The 19,648-nt window shown below is 47.2% G+C and carries 16 protein-coding genes; 11 read left to right on the plus strand and 5 right to left on the minus strand.

Translation table 11 applies throughout. The annotated features are described in order from the left end of the window. Window position 1: 1 nt before the first annotated feature. Window positions 2-1,030: a nicotinate-nucleotide--dimethylbenzimidazole phosphoribosyltransferase gene (cobT, locus tag AOT11_RS00390; RefSeq protein ID WP_017419949.1), complete on the minus strand. Its 1,029-nt coding sequence runs from the start codon at window positions 1,028-1,030 to the stop codon at window positions 2-4. 537 nt (window positions 1,031-1,567) lie between these two features. Here cobT and AOT11_RS00395 point away from each other — a divergent pair. From AOT11_RS00395 to AOT11_RS00420, 6 genes are all read left to right on the plus strand, one after another. Continuing rightward, a complete protein-coding gene (locus tag AOT11_RS00395) occupies window positions 1,568-2,266 on the plus strand; it encodes an oxidoreductase (protein ID WP_017419947.1) in 699 nt (232 codons plus the stop codon). 73 nt (window positions 2,267-2,339) lie between these two features. Continuing rightward, window positions 2,340-3,761, plus strand: a complete 1,422-nt coding sequence (gene sbcB / locus AOT11_RS00400) for an exodeoxyribonuclease I (protein ID WP_017419946.1) — start codon at window positions 2,340-2,342, stop codon at window positions 3,759-3,761. 45 nt (window positions 3,762-3,806) lie between these two features. Beyond that, window positions 3,807-4,178: a CidA/LrgA family protein gene (locus AOT11_RS00405; RefSeq protein WP_044666526.1), complete on the plus strand. Its 372-nt coding sequence runs from the start codon at window positions 3,807-3,809 to the stop codon at window positions 4,176-4,178. Window positions 4,179-4,180: 2 nt separating this feature from the next. Then, entirely contained in the window at window positions 4,181-4,858 is a 678-nt protein-coding gene (locus AOT11_RS00410; protein ID WP_017419944.1) for an LrgB family protein, read from the plus strand. Window positions 4,859-5,169: 311 nt separating this feature from the next. Then, window positions 5,170-5,562: a SulA-like leucine-rich domain-containing protein gene (locus AOT11_RS00415; RefSeq protein ID WP_017419943.1), complete on the plus strand. Its 393-nt coding sequence runs from the start codon at window positions 5,170-5,172 to the stop codon at window positions 5,560-5,562. Between the two features lie 202 nt (window positions 5,563-5,764). Next, complete coding sequence (locus tag AOT11_RS00420) at window positions 5,765-6,868, plus strand: phosphoribosylaminoimidazolesuccinocarboxamide synthase (RefSeq protein ID WP_017419942.1); 1,104 nt, start codon at window positions 5,765-5,767, stop codon at window positions 6,866-6,868. 93 nt (window positions 6,869-6,961) lie between these two features. Here AOT11_RS00420 and AOT11_RS00425 read toward each other — a convergent pair whose 3' ends face one another. From AOT11_RS00425 to AOT11_RS00435, 3 genes are all read right to left on the minus strand, one after another. After that, window positions 6,962-7,351, minus strand: coding sequence for a hypothetical protein (locus AOT11_RS00425; RefSeq protein WP_017419941.1), 390 nt, complete (start codon window positions 7,349-7,351; stop codon window positions 6,962-6,964). Window positions 7,352-7,590: 239 nt separating this feature from the next. Beyond that, a complete protein-coding gene (locus AOT11_RS00430) occupies window positions 7,591-8,358 on the minus strand; it encodes a phospholipase A (RefSeq protein ID WP_017419940.1) in 768 nt (255 codons plus the stop codon). Window positions 8,359-8,559: 201 nt separating this feature from the next. Next, complete coding sequence (locus tag AOT11_RS00435) at window positions 8,560-10,905, minus strand: helicase-related protein (protein WP_017419939.1); 2,346 nt, start codon at window positions 10,903-10,905, stop codon at window positions 8,560-8,562. Window positions 10,906-11,154: 249 nt separating this feature from the next. Here AOT11_RS00435 and AOT11_RS00440 point away from each other — a divergent pair, with 249 nt between their 5' ends. From AOT11_RS00440 to AOT11_RS00450, 3 genes are all read left to right on the plus strand, one after another. Beyond that, window positions 11,155-12,843 carry an NAD-dependent malic enzyme gene (locus AOT11_RS00440; protein WP_026050251.1) on the plus strand — a complete coding sequence of 563 codons (1,689 nt, stop codon included), beginning with the start codon at window positions 11,155-11,157 and terminating at the stop codon, window positions 12,841-12,843. Window positions 12,844-12,976: 133 nt separating this feature from the next. Next, window positions 12,977-13,714 (plus strand): SanA/YdcF family protein, encoded by a 738-nt coding sequence (locus AOT11_RS00445; RefSeq protein WP_017419937.1) that lies wholly within the window; start codon window positions 12,977-12,979, stop codon window positions 13,712-13,714. Window positions 13,715-13,921: 207 nt separating this feature from the next. After that, window positions 13,922-15,292, plus strand: coding sequence for an SLC13 family permease (locus tag AOT11_RS00450; protein ID WP_017419936.1), 1,371 nt, complete (start codon window positions 13,922-13,924; stop codon window positions 15,290-15,292). A gap of 321 nt (window positions 15,293-15,613) precedes the next feature. Here the strand turns inward: AOT11_RS00450 and AOT11_RS00455 are convergent, their stop codons facing one another. After that, on the minus strand, window positions 15,614-16,942 hold the full coding sequence (locus tag AOT11_RS00455; protein ID WP_017419935.1) for a GGDEF domain-containing protein: 1,329 nt from the start codon (window positions 16,940-16,942) through the stop codon (window positions 15,614-15,616). Between the two features lie 329 nt (window positions 16,943-17,271). Between AOT11_RS00455 and AOT11_RS00460 the strand changes: the two genes are divergently transcribed. Further along, complete coding sequence (locus AOT11_RS00460; protein WP_172840591.1) at window positions 17,272-18,096, plus strand: DUF2797 domain-containing protein; 825 nt, start codon at window positions 17,272-17,274, stop codon at window positions 18,094-18,096. Between the two features lie 107 nt (window positions 18,097-18,203). Next, window positions 18,204-19,640 carry an IS1182 family transposase gene (locus tag AOT11_RS00465; protein WP_017428762.1) on the plus strand — a complete coding sequence of 479 codons (1,437 nt, stop codon included), beginning with the start codon at window positions 18,204-18,206 and terminating at the stop codon, window positions 19,638-19,640. Window positions 19,641-19,648 lie beyond the last annotated feature (8 nt).

Here is a 19,648-nt window from a genome sequence, read left to right on the forward strand (position 1 = left end):
ATCAAACCGTTACTCCTGCGCTTTCAAAGCTTGCCATATTGTTATAAAACTGCGCCGCCGCTTTTAATAGTGGGTACGCCAGCGCGGCTCCTGTTCCTTCACCAAGACGCAGCCCCAAATCCAGCAAAGGCTTAGCTTCAAGAAGTGACAAAACAATTTGGTGCCCCTGTTCTTCGGAGCGATGAGCGAACAACAAATAGTCTCTCACCTCCGGTTTCAGCAACGTCGCGATATAGGCCGCAACCGAAACAATAAAACCGTCCACCAGCACTGGGGTTTTATGCTCAGCAGCAGCGATAAACGCGCCAGCCATGGTCACGATCTCAAACCCGCCAACTTCAGCGAGAATCGCATTAACCGATTGACCTTCACAGCGCCCCACGCCTTGCGCCACGACTTTAATTTTGTGCGACAACTGCTCTTCACTGATGCCTGTACCTCGGCCAACACAGTGATCCACTTCGCGGCCAGATAATGCACTGAGCAGTGCCGCGGCAGAGCTGGTGTTGGCAATGCCCATTTCTCCAAACATCAATAAATCCGCACCTTGAGCAATTTTCTCTGCCGCTATTTGTTGACCATTGTGCAAAGCTTGTTCGACTTGATCCGCCGTCATGGCCGACTCAATGGCAAAGTTGGCGGTGCGAGAGCCCAAACGACGTAAGATGAGATTCGGTGCATCACTGTCGACAGGCAACAAAATGCCACAATCAACCACCGTCAGGTCGATGTTATGAAGCGCGCAAAAGCAGTTTATCGCCGCACCACCTTCGAGAAAATTCAATACCATTTGTTGTGTCACCGCACTCGGTGCGATGCTCACCCCTTCATCGGCGACACCGTGGTCTCCAGCAAAAAGCAGCATCTGCGGCTGCTTGATCTCAATATGCGTCGCCGCTTGCTCTTTACCTTGGCTCTGGATAAGTGCCAATTGTAAAGCAACTTGCTCGAGTTGCCCCAGTGCGCCTAGCGGTTTGGTTTTGTTGTCGATGATGTGCTGGATCTCAGCGGCAAATTGTTGCTCTAGCATAACGGTCCCTGTTGGTGTCGAAGTGGCGTAAAAACAAGAAGTTCTTTAGTGTACAGGTGAAGGAATCGGGGAGAAAGAGTCAAGATACGCTTCATCGAGAGAAATGGTGGTCGAGAACCATTTTCTGCTGAGCGCCCATTTTGCTGATCACGACTTAACCGTGGCCATCTGTGCGCATCGATTTTCTCAAATTGCGAATCAAAACCGCATTTTTTGCACAAAGCGGGCGGTTTCAGCATTCAACATCCCCTAAATGGCGTTCAGATGATGGCATAAGATATGCAGTGATGTTCTCGTCTCCAACACTGAGGTACACACTATGTTTGCCAATCAAAGCCGTAAACCGAAGAAATCGGGTGGCGATGCGAAGCGCCCTCAGAGCAATCGACAAGTTCCATTGTCGATGACCTAACTCCCACACAAGGCCCTTTCGGGCCTTTTCTTTTGTTACCGCCATCAAACCCTCGAACGCTTTCCATTGCTAAACTCAAGAGAGTTCAACAAGATAACCCTCTTGATGGTTTTAGGAGCAACACGATGACGATTCGTGGTGAAAACACAGCAGTCATAGTCGCTGGCGGAACTGGCCTTGTGGGGTCGCAATTGATTGAACAGATCTTACCGCATGAGGCAATCAGTACACTTTACGCCTTAACTCGCCGCCAAATTACCGTCAACATTCCCCAAGCGATCAAACTCGTTAATCTGATTGAGCCCGATCTGCTCATCTCCGATTGGCCAGATGAAAGAGCGAGGCCCACGGTAGGCTTCATCTGTTTAGGAACAACCAAAAAGCAAGCCGGAAGCCGAGAGCAATTGCGTCAGATTGATGTTGAACTGGTGTGCCAAGTCGCTCAAACCATGAAACTGCTTGGTGTCACGCGAGTCGCGGTGGTATCAAGCCTTGGCGCAGACGCACAATCGCGCTTCCATTACCTCAAATGTAAAGGACAGATGGAACGTGCTCTGATGAATATGGGCTTTGAACAGCTTGTTATCGTTCGTCCCGGCCCACTCAAGGGCCAACGCCACGCCTCGCGCAGTGATGAAAAATGGTTGCAACGCCTGATGCGCCCGTTTATTCCCTTCATGCGCGGCAAGCTCCGCAATTACACGCCTATCGATGCCAAAGAGGTCGCGCTAGCCATGCTCTATCGTGTTTTTGCACCTCATCCACAGAAAGTGGAAATTTTGCATAAAAACGAAATGGTTAAATTGCTCGAACAATACCGCTAAACACGGGAACTCATTGCCAGCAAGGGCTCACAATGGTCTAATACACGCTTCGTTTGAACGCTAGGTAAGCCGAATGCAGCAAGACAATCAGCCCACTTTCTTCTTTTTTGACTATGAGACTTGGGGAACCAGCCCAGCAAAAGATCGCCCATCGCAATTTGCTGGCGTTCGTACCGATGACAACTTCAATATCATCGGCGAACCATTGGTAATTTATTGTCGCCCACCTGCCGATTATTTACCGGCCCCCGAAGCCGCGCTCATTACCGGAATTACGCCGCAAAAAGCGCAGAAAGAAGGCTTACCAGAGCCAGAATTCATCGCTAAAATCCACGCAGAGTTGTCGCGCCCGAACACCACGAGCCTCGGCTACAACAGTATTCGCTTCGATGACGAAGTCACGCGTTACACCTGCTATCGCAATTTCCTCGATCCCTATTCATGGAGCTGGCAAAACGGCAATTCACGCTGGGATCTGCTTGATGTGATGCGAGCTTGTCACGCATTAAGACCGGAAGGGGTGGAATGGCCGGAAAATGAAGAAGGCTTTACCAGCTTTAAACTGGAGCACCTTTCGGTAGCGAATGGCATTGAACACAGTAACGCGCATGATGCGATGGCCGATGTAATCGCCACCATCGAAATGGCGAAAAAAGTCAAAGCCGCGCAACCCAAATTGTTTGATTACTTCTTTAGCATGCGCCATAAGCGTAAGCTCAATGAGTTGATCGATATTGTTAACATGACCCCTTTGATGCATGTCTCTGGCATGTTAGGCCGTGAATGCCAATACACCAGTTGGATTGTGCCATTAGCTTGGCACCCGACCAACAACAATGCGGTGATTGTGGTCGACTTAGCCAAAGATCCTCAACCCCTCTTCGATTTGGATGCCGATGCGCTGCATGAGCGTCTTTACACACGTCATGATGAGCTGGGTGACTTACTGCCTGTGCCAGTTAAACTGGTGCATTTGAATAAGTGCCCGATTTTAGCACCCGCCAAAACCCTCACAGCGGAGAACGCCACCAATATTGGCATCGACCGAGAACAATGTTTGGCAAACTTAGCCCTTATTCGCCAGCACCCAGAAGTGCGAGAAAAGTTGGTGCAGCTGTTCTCAATTGAACGCGAGTTTGAGAAAAGTCATGATGTCGATACCCTGTTGTACGACGGTTTCTTCTCGCCTGCCGACAAAGCCTCGATGGACATTATCCGCCAAACCGATCCAACTCACCTTGCCGCTTTGGACATCACGTTCAACGATAAACGCATCGAACCGCTGCTGTTTCGCTACCGTGCGCGCAATTACCCATGGACGTTGGATGAGAACGAACAGCGCCGTTGGGCGAATCATTGCCGCGAATACTTCGAAAGTCGAATTGAAGAGTACATGCTTAATTTGGAAAACTTAGTTCACGAACATGAAAGTGACGAAAAGAAAATGGCGATATTAAAATCCGTGTACCGCTATACTGAGAGCTTGATCTCATAATTGCCGGGAGCGAAACGCTCCCACATTAAGAATGACTCCCAAACTATGAAATTCTCCCTTAAAGATTTATTTGGCCTCGTTGTTTCATTTGGCCTTATTTTCCTAGCCTTGACGATTGGCTCAGGCATACAGCACTGGACAGGAACCTCAGTGCCAGGAAGTGTAATAGGGATGTTGGTACTGTTTTTATCGATGGCGATCGGCATCGTCAAAGTCGAATGGGTCAAACCCGGTGCCAGCTTATTGATTCGCTATATGATCTTGCTGTTCGTTCCGATCAGTGTTGGTTTAATGGAGCACTTCGATATGCTCATCGCAAACGCATTGCCAATTATCGCAGCGGCCATTGGCGGCTCTTTGATTGTGTTGGTGAGTTTAGGCTGGTTACTTCAACGAATTCTTGGTGAGGAAGCATAATCATGTGGTTACTCGTCACTATCATCGTTTTCTTATTTGCTCGTTGGCTTGCCATCAAAATCAACAATCCTTTGGCTAACCCGCTACTGATCAGTATCGCTATTTTGATTCCGATGTTAACGGTATTGAAGGTCCCTTTTGAGACCTATTACTCCGATAATGAGTGGATCAGCTACATGCTACAGCCTGCGGTGGTCGCGCTTGCTTATCCACTGTATGAACAGCTTCCACAAATCAAAGCCAATTGGCGTATCATTGCCTTCGCTTGTACCCTAGGCAGCATCATGTCAATGCTCACCGCCATGCTCATTGCCGTCGCCTTCAAGGCTGACATTAGCTTGATTGCCAGCCTGCTTGGTAAGTCAGTCACCACGCCGATTGCAATGGAAATCTCAAGCCACTTAGGAGGCGAAGCCGCTGTTGCTGCGATTCTGGTGCTGCTCGTTGGGCTGTTTGGGGCAATCCTTGCCTACCCAATTTATAATTTGCTTGGCATTAAACACCCTATCGCACGCGGACTCACCATGGGGACAGTTTCGCATGCGCTCGGTACCGCGACCTGCGTGGAGAAAGCGCCGGGTGACGCCGCCTTTTCTTCTTTAGCGTTAGTACTGTGTGGCATCATCACCTCTATTCTCGCACCCAGCTTTTTCGCACTCGCTGTTTGGCTATACGCTTAACACCGAATTCTGACTAAGACGCCCTCTTGCTTATGCTGAGGGCGTTTTTTATTCACGCGTTTATACAGTGCTATACAGTGGTTTTACTGTTCCTCTTACCAACTGACTCACCTACCAGTGATATTCGTCACAAATTCCCATACTTATCACTACGTACCAAATGAAAGACAAACCATTAAAAATCAATTAGATAAAAATATTTCTTTTTCAATAAACGATCGGTTTAGGTGAAAAATCCAACAAAAAGAGTTGATCAATCGCCTTAAAAAAACTACTGTATACACATACAGCATGTATAAAGGAACAGTAAGATGCAGATTCAAACTCAAACTCGACTCTATTCTCGTTTTAACGTGTTAGCTCAGCCAACCGTACCTATGAATGTTTCTGATCAGTTGTTGCAAAAGCTGGCTAATCTTTCCGCTCAAAATCAGTGGATTTTGTTTACAGCTGAGTGCCCAAGACCTGACTTTGCACAACTTACTGCTTCCAATATCCGCTGCCAGAATGTCATCCAAATGAAAGCTTCTCAGACGATGACTGAAATGGAGATCGTGATGAAAGCAATTCGCTCAGGCAATGCCGCTGCGGTTGTCGCTTCCGATCAAATCGATTTGATTAACCAATCTTTGCTTAGCGATCTCGCTCGTGAGTATGGCTGTGAAGTGTTTTTCGTTGAAGGCAGAGCACACAAGTATCACTAACAAGTTCAACGTTATCCATCCTGCATCTCGCCTCCCAAATGGGAGGTATTTTTTGTTTGGCAAAAACAAAGCAAACGTTTGCTTTTTCTCTGGCGACTTCAAATAGTTCTGGTATCATGCCCCGGTAATCGATGAATCCGTTAGATTTTGTTGTCCGATTCATTTCCCGCATGACGTTTGAAATTATGATAGGAATGTCAAAATGAGCCTTGCTGACCAAGTACTTGCCGTCAACGATGACCTACCCATCCGCACCGATAAACCTGTACACAGTGGAAAAGTTCGTTCTGTTTACTGGTTGACCGAAGAAGACAGTGCCCGACTGATTAAAGAGAAAGGATACAATGTTGCCCCTGACGCCCCATTGGCGATCATGGTGATCAGCGACCGTATTTCCGCTTTTGATTGCATTTGGCATGGAGAGTACGGGTTGAACGGCGTGCCGGGCAAAGGCGCAGCGCTCAATGCCATTTCAAACCATTGGTTTGGCTTGTTCAAAGAAAATGGTCTGGCTGACAGCCACATTTTGGATATTCCACATCCTTTTGTCTGGATCGTACAAAAAGCCAAACCGGTGAAAATCGAAGCAATTTGCCGCAAGTACATTACTGGTTCAATGTGGCGTGCTTACGAAAAAGGGGAGCGTGAATTCTGTGGTATTCAGCTACCTGAAGGCTTGGAAAAAGACAAAGCATTGCCGGATCTGCTCATGACGCCATCAACAAAAGGCATTTTGAAGGGCATCCCAGGTGTTCCAGAAGCAGACGACGTTAATATTACTCGCCAAAATATCGCCGATAACTTTGCCGCGTTTAATTTCTCGAGTGCTGACGATATCGCGCTTTACGAAAAACTGCTAAAAGACGGCTTTGGAGTGATCAGTGAAGCATTGGCGAACGTGGATCAAATCTTTGTCGATACCAAATTTGAATTTGGTTATGTCACGGACGCGGCTGGAAATGAAAAACTGATTTACATGGATGAAGTAGGTACGCCAGATTCGTCACGAATTTGGGATGCCCAAGCGTATCAAGCAGGCAAAATTGTCGAGAATTCAAAAGAAGGCTTTAGACAATTCTTACTCAACTACTTCCCTGACCCAGATATTTTACTGAATAAAGACCGTATGCCTGAGCGTGAAGCGCTCGCACGAGACAACGAACTGCCTGAAGAAGCACTAATGGCCGTTTCTCGTACTTACATCAACATCGCAGAGAAAATTACCGGAAAAGAGATCGTCTTAAGCGACAATCCAAAGCAAGAAATCATCGATATTCTTGGCCGCGAATACGGTTTGATTGACTAAGCCTAAACCAGCGATTAAAAACAAAAAACGCCTGCATCACTTCATACTGCAGGCGTTTTTTTTCATTACTTCACATTACTTCATCAAACTGGGTTAACTGAGATCTTTCAAGCGGATCACGAACACATCTTGCTCTCGGCAGTCAATTTTGCTTTCGCTGCGATTTTGAATGAAGTCGATCTGGGTGGGCTCTAGCGCATACGGCATCACCACCGTCAGCTCGTCTATCCCCTCCAGTTTTGCCAGTTTGAGTAGCGTTACCAAGTTGGACTCATCGCTACGGCGTGAAGACATGCTCTTTAAGGCGGCGTCCCAAAGTCGATCTTCTGGTTCTGACAGCTCTGCGATACTGTTCTTCCACATCACACCAAAGACTGGAGCAAAGGTGGTTAAGGCTTCTAAAAACGTCCATTTTTTACTGCATGAAGCCCCTAGAAAACTGGTGTAGTCAAATTCGACGTGTCTCTTTCCCTGTTTTTCCATTTTGTCCCCCGACAGATTGGCAACACAACATACTCAATATCAGTCAAGTGTTTTGATATAGCAATAGGATATAAAACAATGGTCTTTTATGCCCTAGTTTCGAGAGGAAAAGAAATATTAAAACCAGAGTTGTAACAATCGTCACTCACACCCTTTAACGATATGCGTCGGATTGATTAATATTTTGCGTTTAAAACAAATACCCTCCCATTTATAGAGAGGGAGAGCATCGTTTGTACTTACCAGCGTACCAGCTTGAAACCGGCACCGATCCGAGTTTGATTGTGGTCATAATCAATCAGAGTTTCACCATAACCATGGTATGCCTGAATGTAGATGCCAATCAGATCATTAAAGTAAAAGGTATAGCCCACTTCTACGCCACCACGGCTGTCATCCCAATTGTAGAATCCTCGCGCATTAAATATGCCTGCCGCGCTGTACAGCTTCATCCAAATTTCATACGGCGCGTAGTAATCTTCAATATCTCGGTTTTCCGATGTATCCCCTACCACAGACCAAAGATGCACACCGTATTCCAACGGTCCATCCAAACGCTCTGCAGCAAGGTAGAGACGATCCCAACTACGAGATAACGCCGATGAACGACCATTAGACTCGTGCTTATAACCCGCCTCCAAATGGTTAAAGATCAGCATATTGCTTTGATGAGCAATAAACAGCTGTGGTTTATAGTTGGTTTCTCTAAAGGGAGAAGAAATATCTGAATTGGCCAACTGCCAAAGAGATTTTTGCGTATAGGAACCAACGACGGCAGTGGCTTTACTGAATCGATAGAGAGGAACCGAAACCGAGAGCTGAAACTTCACTTCGAAGTGCTGCAAATTATCCATACCAGAACCACTGGCTTCATAGGCTTCATCATTGATATCGGAGGTATAAGTGCCAATCGCATAGTTATCTTCATAACTGGAAATGGTATTGAGGCTTTTCGCCTGAGCAAACAAAGGGGCGGTTAAGAGCAATGCGAGCGCTTTAAACTTCATTGTGTTCCTTCAGTGATTGACGCTTAGCTATTTGTTCGAGAACCGTTGTTTCTCTTTCAAACACTAAACAAGGGCTTGAGCAAGTTGCCATAAAGCGGCAAATGAAAACATTCATCGCTCAATAAAGCAAATATTATTCCAACCCAATCATTTCAAAGCAAAATGTCTCTCACCCACCATTAACATAACACCACCCTTATTTTAACGAACATCAATCACTCGACTCGCTTTACGATATTGCACTCGCCAACCGGAAAAACGAGGCAGTTCCCAACGCTTAGGATCGCCTTTGCGGTTGCCACCAGCGAAGACCACTTGCACCAATTTGCCAGCAGGAAAATATTCCACCGTCAGCTGTAAATCTGGCAAAGAGAGCGATAACGGAAATTGCTCAGCAAAATCCTTGTATTGCCAATCTGGGATACCTCGATACGGGAAATCACAGCTTTCAAACAGTGCCATTTCATCCACTTCGTTCACTCCCATGGCATGAAGCTGCTCGCGCAACCATTGGTCAAAATCCAACAATCCGATGGGGCGTTGTTCTTCATTTAAGCCCAACGCGCAATACAAGTGCCAATGCGTCATTTGTGTCGTGACAAACGCATAGAGATCCGGCAGCAACTGGCCTGTTTTTACCAGAGCGACGATGGTTTCAATGGCATCCTCTCCTTGAGGTTGTTCCAGCCTGCTCTCCACCACTCGACCTGCGTAAACCAGTTGCATCTCCACTTCGACCGCATCGTTTGATGGGCGAGTTTCCCCTTGTCGCCACTCCCCTAGCTCGAGCTCGTTAATCAAGGTCAACGGAGCGGGCATGATCACACTGGCTAAATTGAGCGTCTGTTTCACGCCTTTCCCCGGCAAGCTATGGCTATCTAACACAAGCGCTAGCTCGTGTTTGTCAGAAAATCGGCTTTGGCGACCGACCATCATTTCCATCTTTCCATTCCCCAACGCCTCACGTCGTTTGGCTCGGCGGATAAAGACCAACTCTGGATGCAAACGAGCGATGGCCGTGACCAGTTCAACACGCGTGTATCTCGAACTCACCTCAAGATCAGGCAGTTCAAAGAGGTCGCGCATTTGTTGAGACAAGCCTCGTGCTTCGTCTAACGCCCCGTCATCTACGATCACACCACTAAAGCGCTGACCCCGAATGAGCTGAATCATTAACGTGGCGTCGCACTGTTGCGGCTCTTGTTCACGTAGCTTCTCAGCTTCTTCTCCCCCTTTGATTTGATAGAGCGCCGCAGGGACAGAGAGACCAGCGGCGAGATCAATCATGGCCTCTTTGAGTGCCTTGGTTGGCATGCGAGTGACAAGGTCAGCGTATAGCGTGTCAACAGGTAGAGGATAGAGCTTTTGTCCGTGCTCGGTCACTTTGCCTTCGGCTGTGATGGCCTGCATGTCATTGAGTATCTTGTGTGCCTGCACAAGGGATTTCTCTGGCAAACCATCTAAAAACTCAAGCTCGGCCAAGCGATAGCCACAACAGGCTGCTGCCAACATCGGCTCGCTGAGTTCTTCTCGCTGCAGTTCGGGGGGCGTGGCAAGTTCAAGTGGCGCGTGTTCACCGTACAGACGCAAACATTGGCCAGCCATAACACGACCAGCACGCCCTGCTCTTTGTGCCGCACTGGCCTTGGAAATATGGGAAAGGATCAAGGTTGTTCGACCATTTCGTTGTATGGTGCGTCGCTCTAAGCCACTGTCAATCACGGTGGTGATGTTCGGTATCGTCAGCGAGGTTTCCGCCACATTGGTCGCTAAAACCACTTTACGCTGGGTTTGCACGCTTAAAGCTATGCGTTTCTCTTCATCTGAAACGGAGGCATGCAGCTTTGCCACAACCAAAGAGGGTTGCGCTTGCAACTGACTGGCAATGTTTGAAATCTCTTTCCTGCCGGGTAAGAAAACTAAGATATCTTGCCCTTCGGTTTGTAACACTTCATTGATCGCGGCCATCACGTCTTGCTCACACTGTTTCTTGCTGGGCAAAAGGTGGCTCTCTTTGGCTCGGTATTCAATGCTAACTGGGTAACAGCGGCCTTGAGATTGCAAACGTTCGGCATTGAGATATTTCGCCAGTTTTTCACCCGCCAACGTCGCTGAGGTTAAAACCAACCGATGCTTATTTTGCGCTTTGAGCATCGCGGTGAGGAGATCCATGTCCCATCGACGCTCATGAAATTCATCAATAATAACGATATCAAACGCACTCAGGCCATCTTCCGCTAACAAACGTAATGCCACACCCGGAGTCACAAACACGATATTGGTCTGCGCGTCATAAGCGGCCTGAAGTTTGATCGCATACCCGACGTTACTCCCCAAAGGCTGACCAGATTGCTCAGCCAAAAACTCGGCTAATGACGTACAAGCAATTCGCCTTGGTTCAATCACCAGCACTCGACCGTGCTCTGCCGCCCACAATGGCAAGCGAGTGGATTTTCCTGAGCCAGTTTCAGCTTCCACCACAAGATGAGTTTGGCCAAGGTGATGATCAAATTGCGCTTTAATGGCGTCGATAGGAAGTGCGGACATAAAATTTCACTGCGTTTAAATTTGTTTCGGAGTATACCCTTAAACTTTCATCACAGGGGCGTACACTGGTCATTTCTCTCTGATTCAGTATTAAAACGCTCGGACGTGGATGTTTGAATGCTGATATTTCGCGCATTAAGCAACTTTTTTTGTGCGTTTGATTTGATGTATATCAAGCGCTATTTACAACCAATTAGTGAAGCCGTTATCATTTTTAGCGTTTCCTCAAAAACCCTACTAAGGCACCCAATGAATAACGATAAACGCCCACTCTACATCCCGTTCGCGGGTCCGGCGCTACTGAGTACCCCATTACTAAACAAAGGCAGCGCTTTTTCAGCGGAAGAACGCATCTCTTTTAACCTTGAAGGTCTGCTTCCTGAAACAACGGAAACGATTCAAGAGCAGGTTGAACGCGCATACATGCAGTACAAAGCGTTCGAGAGTGACATGGATAAGCACATCTACCTGCGCAATATCCAAGATACCAACGAAACCTTGTTCTATCGCTTGGTACAAAATCACATCACTGAGATGATGCCGATCATTTACACCCCGACCGTGGGTGCGGCGTGTGAAAACTTCTCCAATATTTACCGCCGTGGCCGTGGGTTATTCGTTTCTTACGCAAACCGTGATCGTATTGACGATATTCTGAACAACGCCTCTAACCACAACGTGAAAGTGATTGTGGTGACCGATGGTGAGCGTATTCTTGGCCTGGGTGACCAAGGCATCGGCGGCATGGGCATTCCTATCGGTAAGCTTTCTCTTTACACCGCTTGTGGCGGGATCAGCCCAGCTTACACCTTGCCTATCGTATTGGATGTCGGTACCAATAACCCACAACGTCTTGCTGACCCAATGTACATGGGCTGGCGTCACCCGCGCATTACGGGTGCAGATTACGACGCATTTGTTGAAGAGTTCATCCAAGCGGTTCAACGCCGCTGGCCAGATGCACTTATTCAGTTTGAAGACTTCGCACAGAAAAACGCGATGCCGCTACTTGAGCGTTACAAAAACCGCATTTGTTGCTTCAATGATGATATCCAAGGCACCGCGGCAGTAACGGTTGGCTCCTTGATGGCAGCGTGTCAAGCGGCTGGCAGCAAGCTCTCTGAGCAACGCATTACTTTCCTCGGCGCAGGTTCTGCCGGCTGTGGTATTGCCGAAGCGATCATTGCACAAATGGTCTCGGAAGGTATTTCAGATAAGCAAGCGCGCTCTCAAGTTTTCATGGTTGACCGTTGGGGTTTATTGCAAGAAGGCATGCCAAACCTGCTTGATTTCCAACAACGTCTGGTACAAAAACAGACCGTGACGGCGAAATGGGAAACCGAAGCCAATGGCTTCTCGCTACTTGATGTGGTGAAGAACGCAAAACCAACCGTATTGATCGGGGTTTCTGGCGCTCCTGGCTTGTTTACTCAAGAAGTCATTCAAGAGATGCACAAGCACTGCCCTCGTCCAATCGTCTTCCCACTATCTAACCCAACTAGCCGAGTGGAAGCGGTGCCTGCGGATATCATTCGCTGGACAAACGGCGACGCATTGGTAGCCACTGGCAGCCCGTTCGATCCTGTGATTCATGAAGGCAAAACCTACCCAATCGTACAATGCAATAACAGTTATATCTTCCCGGGTATCGGTTTGGGTGTCTTGGCCGTCAACGCCAAACGTGTTACAGACGAAATGTTGATGGAATCAAGCCGCGCATTGGCGACGTGTTCTCCGTTGGCAATCAATGGCAAAGGCGCGCTCCTGCCACCACTGGAAGAGATCCACACCGTATCAAAACGCATTGCTTACGCAGTGGCGAAAAAAGCCATCGAACAAGGGGTGGCGTTGGAAATTGCTGACGATGCGCTGCAAGTCGCTATTGAACAACATTTCTGGCAACCGGTATACCGCCGTTACAAGCGCACAGCGTTTTAATCCTAGCCAAAACAGCCCTCTTCGCGAGGGCTTTTTTGACAGCAAAAATGAGAGATTTCACCAGAAATTGACTTCAACTCTTCTGTGACTTTCCGTTAAGATGTGGACTTAGAAAGAGATGGAGTGATATGTCGTGTTTGATCGCCTAGCCGGTTTGAAAAGTTGGATAAGTTTAAAACGGCTGATTGGGGGATCACTCGTTGCAATACTCTGCGCGATATTATTTGTCATTATCGTGGACCGCTGGGTAAGCTTGCAGGCCTCCGACAAAATCATCACCAGCTATGATCAAGTGGAAGGTTTTGATGTCGCCGTGGTGCTAGGAACCAGTAAATACATTGGCCGCACACTCAATACTTACTACACACATCGCATTGATGCCGCCATTGAGCTTTACCGACAAAACAAAGTGCAACACTTGCTGCTGAGTGGCGACAACGCCCATCGCTCGTACAATGAACCGTGGACCATGAAACGTGATCTACTCAAAGCAGGCGTACCCGAAACGAACATCCACCTCGACTACGCAGGCTTTCGCACCTTAGACTCCATTGTTCGCGCAAAGAAAATTTTTGCTTCCGATCATTTCCTCATCGTCACACAACGTTTTCACTGTGAACGAGCCTTGTTTATTGCCAATGCTTATCAGATCAATGCACGCTGTTTAGCCGTTTCCGGCCCAAGTAACAGCAAGCAAATTTGGTCGATGCGCAGTCGAGAAGTACTGGCTCGCGTCAAAGCGTTTATCGATCTTTACGTCATTAACACGCAACCTCGCTTCCTTGGTCCACAAGAACCCATTGCGCTCGAACCATTAGAAACGCCTCTTTCTCAGCCACCAGCAGAAGGGTCCGATTCCCTTTCTCAATAAATGGGTAGAAATCTACACCTTTTACTTTTTAAACCTCACAGTTTGTTATTACAACGTTAATTATCACCAACACAACACCCACAAAACTCATAACATTCACGTAACGCAAGTCAGTATTTACGCCTCACATCTCTTTTTAAGTGGCATAGCCACTCAGGAAAGACAAAACAATAACCCTACAGAGGCGAAGCAAAAGGAGCACATGCTATGACCGCACTCGCTGTTACGTTAAAGAACTGGTTACTCACCAGAAACAGCATGATATTCATCGCGAATATTTTGTTGTTTATTACCCTCATGACCACTCTACCTTTTGATCCTAAAGTAGTCGTTGGACTCAGTATCCTTACCTTTGTCGCGGTACTTTGGCTTACAGAAGCCATTCACGTTAGCATCACCGCGCTGCTCGTCCCGATGCTCGCCGTCTTCATGGGCGTTTTTGATACACAAGCAGCGCTGAATAACTTCTCCAACTCGATCATTTTTTTGTTTTTGGGTGGTTTTGCTCTTGCCGCCGCACTACATAAACAGAAATTGGATCAAGCCATCGCAGATAAAGTGCTGATCCTAGCGAAAGGCAAGATGTCGACTGCGGTGTTTATGCTTTTTGGTGTTAGCGCCGGGCTTTCGATGTGGATTTCGAACACAGCGACTACCGCCATGATGTTACCGCTTGTATTAGGGGTCATGAGCAAACTTGATAGAGAGAAAAGTCACAGCACTTACCTATTCGTTTTACTTGGTATTGCTTACTGCGCCTCGATTGGTGGTATCGCCACACTAGTAGGTAGCCCGCCAAACGCCATTGCCGCAGCTGAAGTTGGCCTTGATTTCACTGGCTGGATGAAACTCGGTCTCCCTATCACCATCTTGTTACTGCCTATTGCATTGATTGTACTGTATTCAATGACCAAGCCGAACCTTAAGCACTCTTTTGAGCTGGACCACACGCCAGTGGAATGGACCAACGGTAAGAAAATCACCCTTGCGATTTTCCTTGTAACGGTATCACTGTGGATTTTCTCTAAACCAGTCAATGCGATGTTAGGTGGCTTCAAGAGCTTTGATACCCTTGTGGCTATCGGTGCCATTGTCGCGCTGGGTGTTTCGCGTGCGGTGGAATGGAAAGACATCGAGAAAACAACCGATTGGGGCGTACTCATTCTGTTTGGTGGCGGCCTTTGTTTGAGCAACGTGTTAAAAGCAACAGGCACCAGTGTATTCCTTGCAGAAGGCCTAGGTGCATTCCTTGAGCAAGCTGGCATCTTGTTAACCATTCTTGCTGTTGTCACCTTTGTGGTTTTCCTGACAGAGTTTGCAAGTAACACCGCCAGCGCTGCACTTCTGGTACCTGTATTTGCCACGATTGCAGAAGCTCTAGGACTATCACCTGTTGTACTGTCTGCCTTGATCGCCATCTCTGCGTCTTGTGCCTTTATGTTGCCTGTGGCGACACCGCCAAACGCCATTGTTTTTGCGACAGGGCATATCAAGCAAAAAGAGATGATGCGTATTGGTATGGTACTAAACATCGTATGTATCGCCGCTCTGACTCTATTCGCAACGATGTTCTGGTAAACATCAATGAGCACTACAACTGCAGGTTAGAGAATACTCTGCACCCTCACTTCCCCCGGGTGGATCTGTAGTTTCGCGTTGGTGGCCTTTCGGCCACCTTTTTTATCGCTCGAATGTTAGTTCTCCAGAGGGTGTCTCACTTGTTGCTGAGCACGGTAAGCGCTATCTATACGCCTCTCAGAACCCTCAATCTAAATACGAGCTTGAGAAAAACATCTCAGTGACACGTTTGCTACGTAAAAAATAAGCAATACAAAAACAAGCGACAAAAAAGCCACCCGAATCTGGATGGCTTCGTCTGTTCAAGGCAATTGCCGAGCTCTAACCACATTCGCTGGTTGTCTTCTGCATACCGTAGTTCACTTCGACTCGGTTACGTCCGCGATGTTTGGCTTGATAGAGTGCGTCATCGGCACGAGCGAGAAACTCCGTTACTCGTTCTTCCTGCATCTGCGCCACGCCGATGCTACAAGTGAGCATGCCACCATGCACCCAAAGATGATTGGAAACATTTTTACGAATCATTTCTGCTTTTTCTACGGCTTGTTGCAGCGTGGTTTCTGGAAGAAAGACGATAAACTCCTCACCGCCCCATCGAACCAGGCGTTCACCTTCTTCTAAAGAACTGGCGACCACCAACACGAACTCACGTAGGATGTCGTCCCCCATTTGATGGCCATAGCGGTCATTAACGCGCTTGAACTTATCCAGATCCAGATAGAGAGCTGACAGCTGTTCTTGCCCCCAACGTACCGTACGCGCTTTTTTCTCCAACCAAGTTCGAACCGCATGACGGTTCATCGCACCAGTCAGCGCATCGCGGTGAGCAAGTTCAGCAAACTCGTAATTCTGCGCGCGAAGATCCGCATTCATCTTTCTTAAATGCTCTTGGCGAAAACGAGACTCAGCTAGGTTGTGCTTACTTTTACGTAGTTCATTCAAAGAAAAAGCCAGTCCCAATAATACCCAAGAAAGCAACAAAGCAAACAACAGGGTTTCCTGTGCCAAATACGCACCTTCAAACTCAATGCGTTCGATACGGATATGGTGCTCTCCATTTGCCGCCCCTGAGCCTGTCGCCAACTCAATTCGTGTCACGTTGGAATATTCTGGTGCAGAATGTTCAATCGGAATCTTATTGTCGGCTAGCCACCAAGTCATGACTTGCAAGTTCGCGAGGGGGATCTCAATGGTTTCCACGCTGGCACTCGGTGTGAACTCCATGCCGTTGTATTTGTAAGTGTACTCATTATCTGCGGTGGAGTAAGCCGGATTAAAGTTACGCAAATAAAAGCGCAATCGACCATCGGATTCGCCCGTTTTGTCGTAGCTGAGCTTGAGACGGATCGTGTGGTAGTTGGAAAGGTCGATACCTTTCGTCGCTTCAAGTGTGTCAGTAAAAATCGAAATACCACAGTAAGGCCACGGGTAGCTCGCCGTTTGCATGTTACAGCTTAAATCGATCGTTTGGCCATCAATCGCCATTTCCGTCGTCGTAATACCGCCTGCTGCCCGATCATCGGTGGCAAAATAAGCAAAACGTTCTGGTGTGATGACAAGTTTTCTTGTGTCACCTAACACACTATAAAGCGCTATTAAACTGATGGTACATATTGCGAGAGCAAAAATAAGTTTATGTATCCATTTCATCATCAGCCTCCAAAAAACAACTCAACCCACCAATTAAAACTAAATGTCAATATTTTTATTGTTATTTTTTACCTGTTCTCAATAGAGATACACTATACCATGCAGAATAAATGTGATGTTAATTCCAATATAAATTAGCGTTCAATTATGTAAGCAAATGCGACCTGGTTCACGACGTTAAATAAGTTTTATAACAATAACGAAACCACTGTATAACCACTATCACCTCAATGGGGGATGGTAATCGCGATAACGCGAACCGACTCGCAACCTGCATTTTGTTACCGTTTGGGTATATACTTCCGCAAAAACAAATAATGAGTAATGTCATGACTACAAATGCGAAAGGCACGCTGGACAAAATGCGTGCAACTTTAGAGGGTGTGGTGCAATACCGACTGCCTGTTGGAGACACTGAAATTTCGTTGACGCCTTTTATCGGCCAGAGCATCACCCTTACCCACACAGGCAACATTTTTTGTTGTTCATGCGGTAAAAAAACCAAGAAGAGCTATGCGCAAGGTCACTGCTACGTCTGTATGAGTAAACTGGCGAGCTGCGACATGTGCATCATGAAGCCAGAAACCTGTCATTATGAGCAAGGAACCTGTCGTGAGCCTGAATGGGCAGACACGCACTGCATGGTTGATCACTATGTTTATCTTTCTAATACATCAAGCTTAAAAGTCGGCATTACACGTCATACGCAGATCCCAACCCGCTGGATCGATCAAGGTGCGACGCAAGGCTTACCGATTCTGAAAGTGAAGACTCGCCAAATCTCCGGTCTGATTGAAGTCGAGCTGGCAAAACACATTGCTGATAAAACCAATTGGCAAGCGTTACTCAAAGGGGATGGCACACCTCTTCCGCTTGAAGAGCGAGCGCAACAATTGCTGCCATTGATTGAAGAAAAAATCAGTGAAATTCGTGCCAAGTACGGCGATGACAGTATCGAGATTCTTCAGGACGCAACCACCAGCATCCAATACCCAGTGGAGCAACATCCAAGCAAAATCAAGTCGCACAACTTTGATAAAAATCCGGTGGTGAGTGGCGTACTTCAAGGCATAAAGGGGCAGTATCTGATTTTGGATACGGGCGTGATTAATGTTCGCAAATTCACTTCTTATGAAGTGGAATTTGAAGCCTAATGAGACAAAAGAGCCAGCATTCGCTGGCTCTCAGACTGCTGACAAAGGTCTAGCTTTCGAGCTAGACCTTTGATCTAATAGGGGTATCGAAATATGGATACTCCGATATGCTTCAAGAACCGACTCCGCAACAATACGAACTGGAAATGGTGACGATGGAACAGTTAGTTCCTAAAAACCATTTAGTGCGCAAAATCGATAATGCTATCGACTTTGAATTCATTCGTGATGAAGTCGCTCATCTTTATTGTAAAGATAATGGGCGTCCACCTGTTGACCCTGTTCGTCTCTTCAAAATCATCTTGCTTGGTTATATCTTTGGTATAAAAAGTGAGCGTCAGCTCGTTAAAGAAATTGAAGTGAATGTCGCTTACCGTTGGTTCTTACGGATGTCATTAACAGAGAAAGTCATCCACGCTTCGACTCTAAGCCAAAACCGCATTCGTCGCTTTAATGGCACGGATGTATTCGAACGTATTTTTATCAATATCGTAGAGCAAGCCATGACGAAAGGCTTGGTCGCGGGTCAAGAGCTCTTTACGGACAGTACTCATCTCAAAGCGAACGCCAACAAGAATAAACACACCAATAAAGTCACGGCGGTTCGCGCGAGTGCCTATCTTGATATGCTGGATGACGACGTCGCGTTAGACCGAGAAAAAGCGGGTAAGAAGCCTCTTAAGGCTCGTGAATCAGAGTCAAAAACAAAGAATACCAAAACCAGCACCACTGACCCAGAGAGTGGCTTCATGACTCGTGATAATAAGCCACAAGGCTTCTTCTACCTCGACCATCGAACCGTTGATGGTCAACATGGAATTATCCTCGATACCTATACCACCGCGGGCAACATCAATGACTCACAGCCTTACGTTCAACGCTTAGATTACACGCTTGCTACATTCCAATTGAACCCGATAGCCGTTGGACTGGATGCGGGCTACTTTACCGCTCCAGTGGCGGAGTCACTTGAACGTCGAGGTATTCTTGGCGTGTTCGGTTATCGACGTCCATCGAGAACGAAAAATGCGTTCAAAAAGAAACACTTTACTTACGATGCGCAAAGAGACTGCTACCAGTGTCCGAATGGTCAGGCGTTGCTTTATAAAACCACGTCACGCGATGCCTACCGAGAATACCACTCAGACCCGAAAGAGTGTGCGTTCTGTCCAATGAGGGATGACTGTACTCAAAGCAAAAACATGAAGAAAGTGATTACTCGGCATATCTATAGCGATGCCGTAGAGAGAGCAAATCAAATGCGGCTTTCTTCCTATGGTAAGAAGACCTATCGACGTCGAAGTGAAACAGTAGAACGGAGCTTTGCAGATGCCAAGCAACATCATGGTCATCGTTATGCTCGCTTCCGAGGTCTAGCCAACGTGCAAATGCAATGTTGGTTGGCAGCGGCAGCCCAAAACATCAAGAAGATAGCGTTGGTGGTGAACTATCTACGAAAAATGGGCTTAAATATGGCAGAAATAAGGCAGATACTTGCTTCTGTATACCCATGTAATGAATGGGAACTTCTGCGCACGATATAACAAAAAAA

The sequence above is a fragment of the Vibrio vulnificus NBRC 15645 = ATCC 27562 genome (assembly GCF_002224265.1).
In the GTDB taxonomy this organism is placed as follows: domain Bacteria; phylum Pseudomonadota; class Gammaproteobacteria; order Enterobacterales; family Vibrionaceae; genus Vibrio; species Vibrio vulnificus.

Coding starts and splice junctions, on each gene's coding strand:
- AOT11_RS00435 (WP_017419939.1), bottom strand. CDS start 10,905: ATGTCCGCACTTCCTATCGACGCCATTAAAGCGCAATTTGATCATCAC.
- AOT11_RS00455 (WP_017419935.1), bottom strand. CDS start 16,942: ATGAAATGGATACATAAACTTATTTTTGCTCTCGCAATATGTACCATC.
- AOT11_RS00465 (WP_017428762.1), top strand. CDS start 18,204: ATGCTTCAAGAACCGACTCCGCAACAATACGAACTGGAAATGGTGACG.
- AOT11_RS00405 (WP_044666526.1), top strand. CDS start 3,807: ATGAAATTCTCCCTTAAAGATTTATTTGGCCTCGTTGTTTCATTTGGC.
- AOT11_RS00430 (WP_017419940.1), bottom strand. CDS start 8,358: ATGAAGTTTAAAGCGCTCGCATTGCTCTTAACCGCCCCTTTGTTTGCT.
- cobT (WP_017419949.1), bottom strand. CDS start 1,030: ATGCTAGAGCAACAATTTGCCGCTGAGATCCAGCACATCATCGACAAC.
- AOT11_RS00410 (WP_017419944.1), top strand. CDS start 4,181: ATGTGGTTACTCGTCACTATCATCGTTTTCTTATTTGCTCGTTGGCTT.
- AOT11_RS00420 (WP_017419942.1), top strand. CDS start 5,765: ATGAGCCTTGCTGACCAAGTACTTGCCGTCAACGATGACCTACCCATC.
- AOT11_RS00450 (WP_017419936.1), top strand. CDS start 13,922: ATGACCGCACTCGCTGTTACGTTAAAGAACTGGTTACTCACCAGAAAC.
- AOT11_RS00460 (WP_172840591.1), top strand. CDS start 17,272: ATGACTACAAATGCGAAAGGCACGCTGGACAAAATGCGTGCAACTTTA.
- AOT11_RS00395 (WP_017419947.1), top strand. CDS start 1,568: ATGACGATTCGTGGTGAAAACACAGCAGTCATAGTCGCTGGCGGAACT.
- sbcB (WP_017419946.1), top strand. CDS start 2,340: ATGCAGCAAGACAATCAGCCCACTTTCTTCTTTTTTGACTATGAGACT.
- AOT11_RS00425 (WP_017419941.1), bottom strand. CDS start 7,351: ATGGAAAAACAGGGAAAGAGACACGTCGAATTTGACTACACCAGTTTT.
- AOT11_RS00415 (WP_017419943.1), top strand. CDS start 5,170: ATGCAGATTCAAACTCAAACTCGACTCTATTCTCGTTTTAACGTGTTA.
- AOT11_RS00440 (WP_026050251.1), top strand. CDS start 11,155: ATGAATAACGATAAACGCCCACTCTACATCCCGTTCGCGGGTCCGGCG.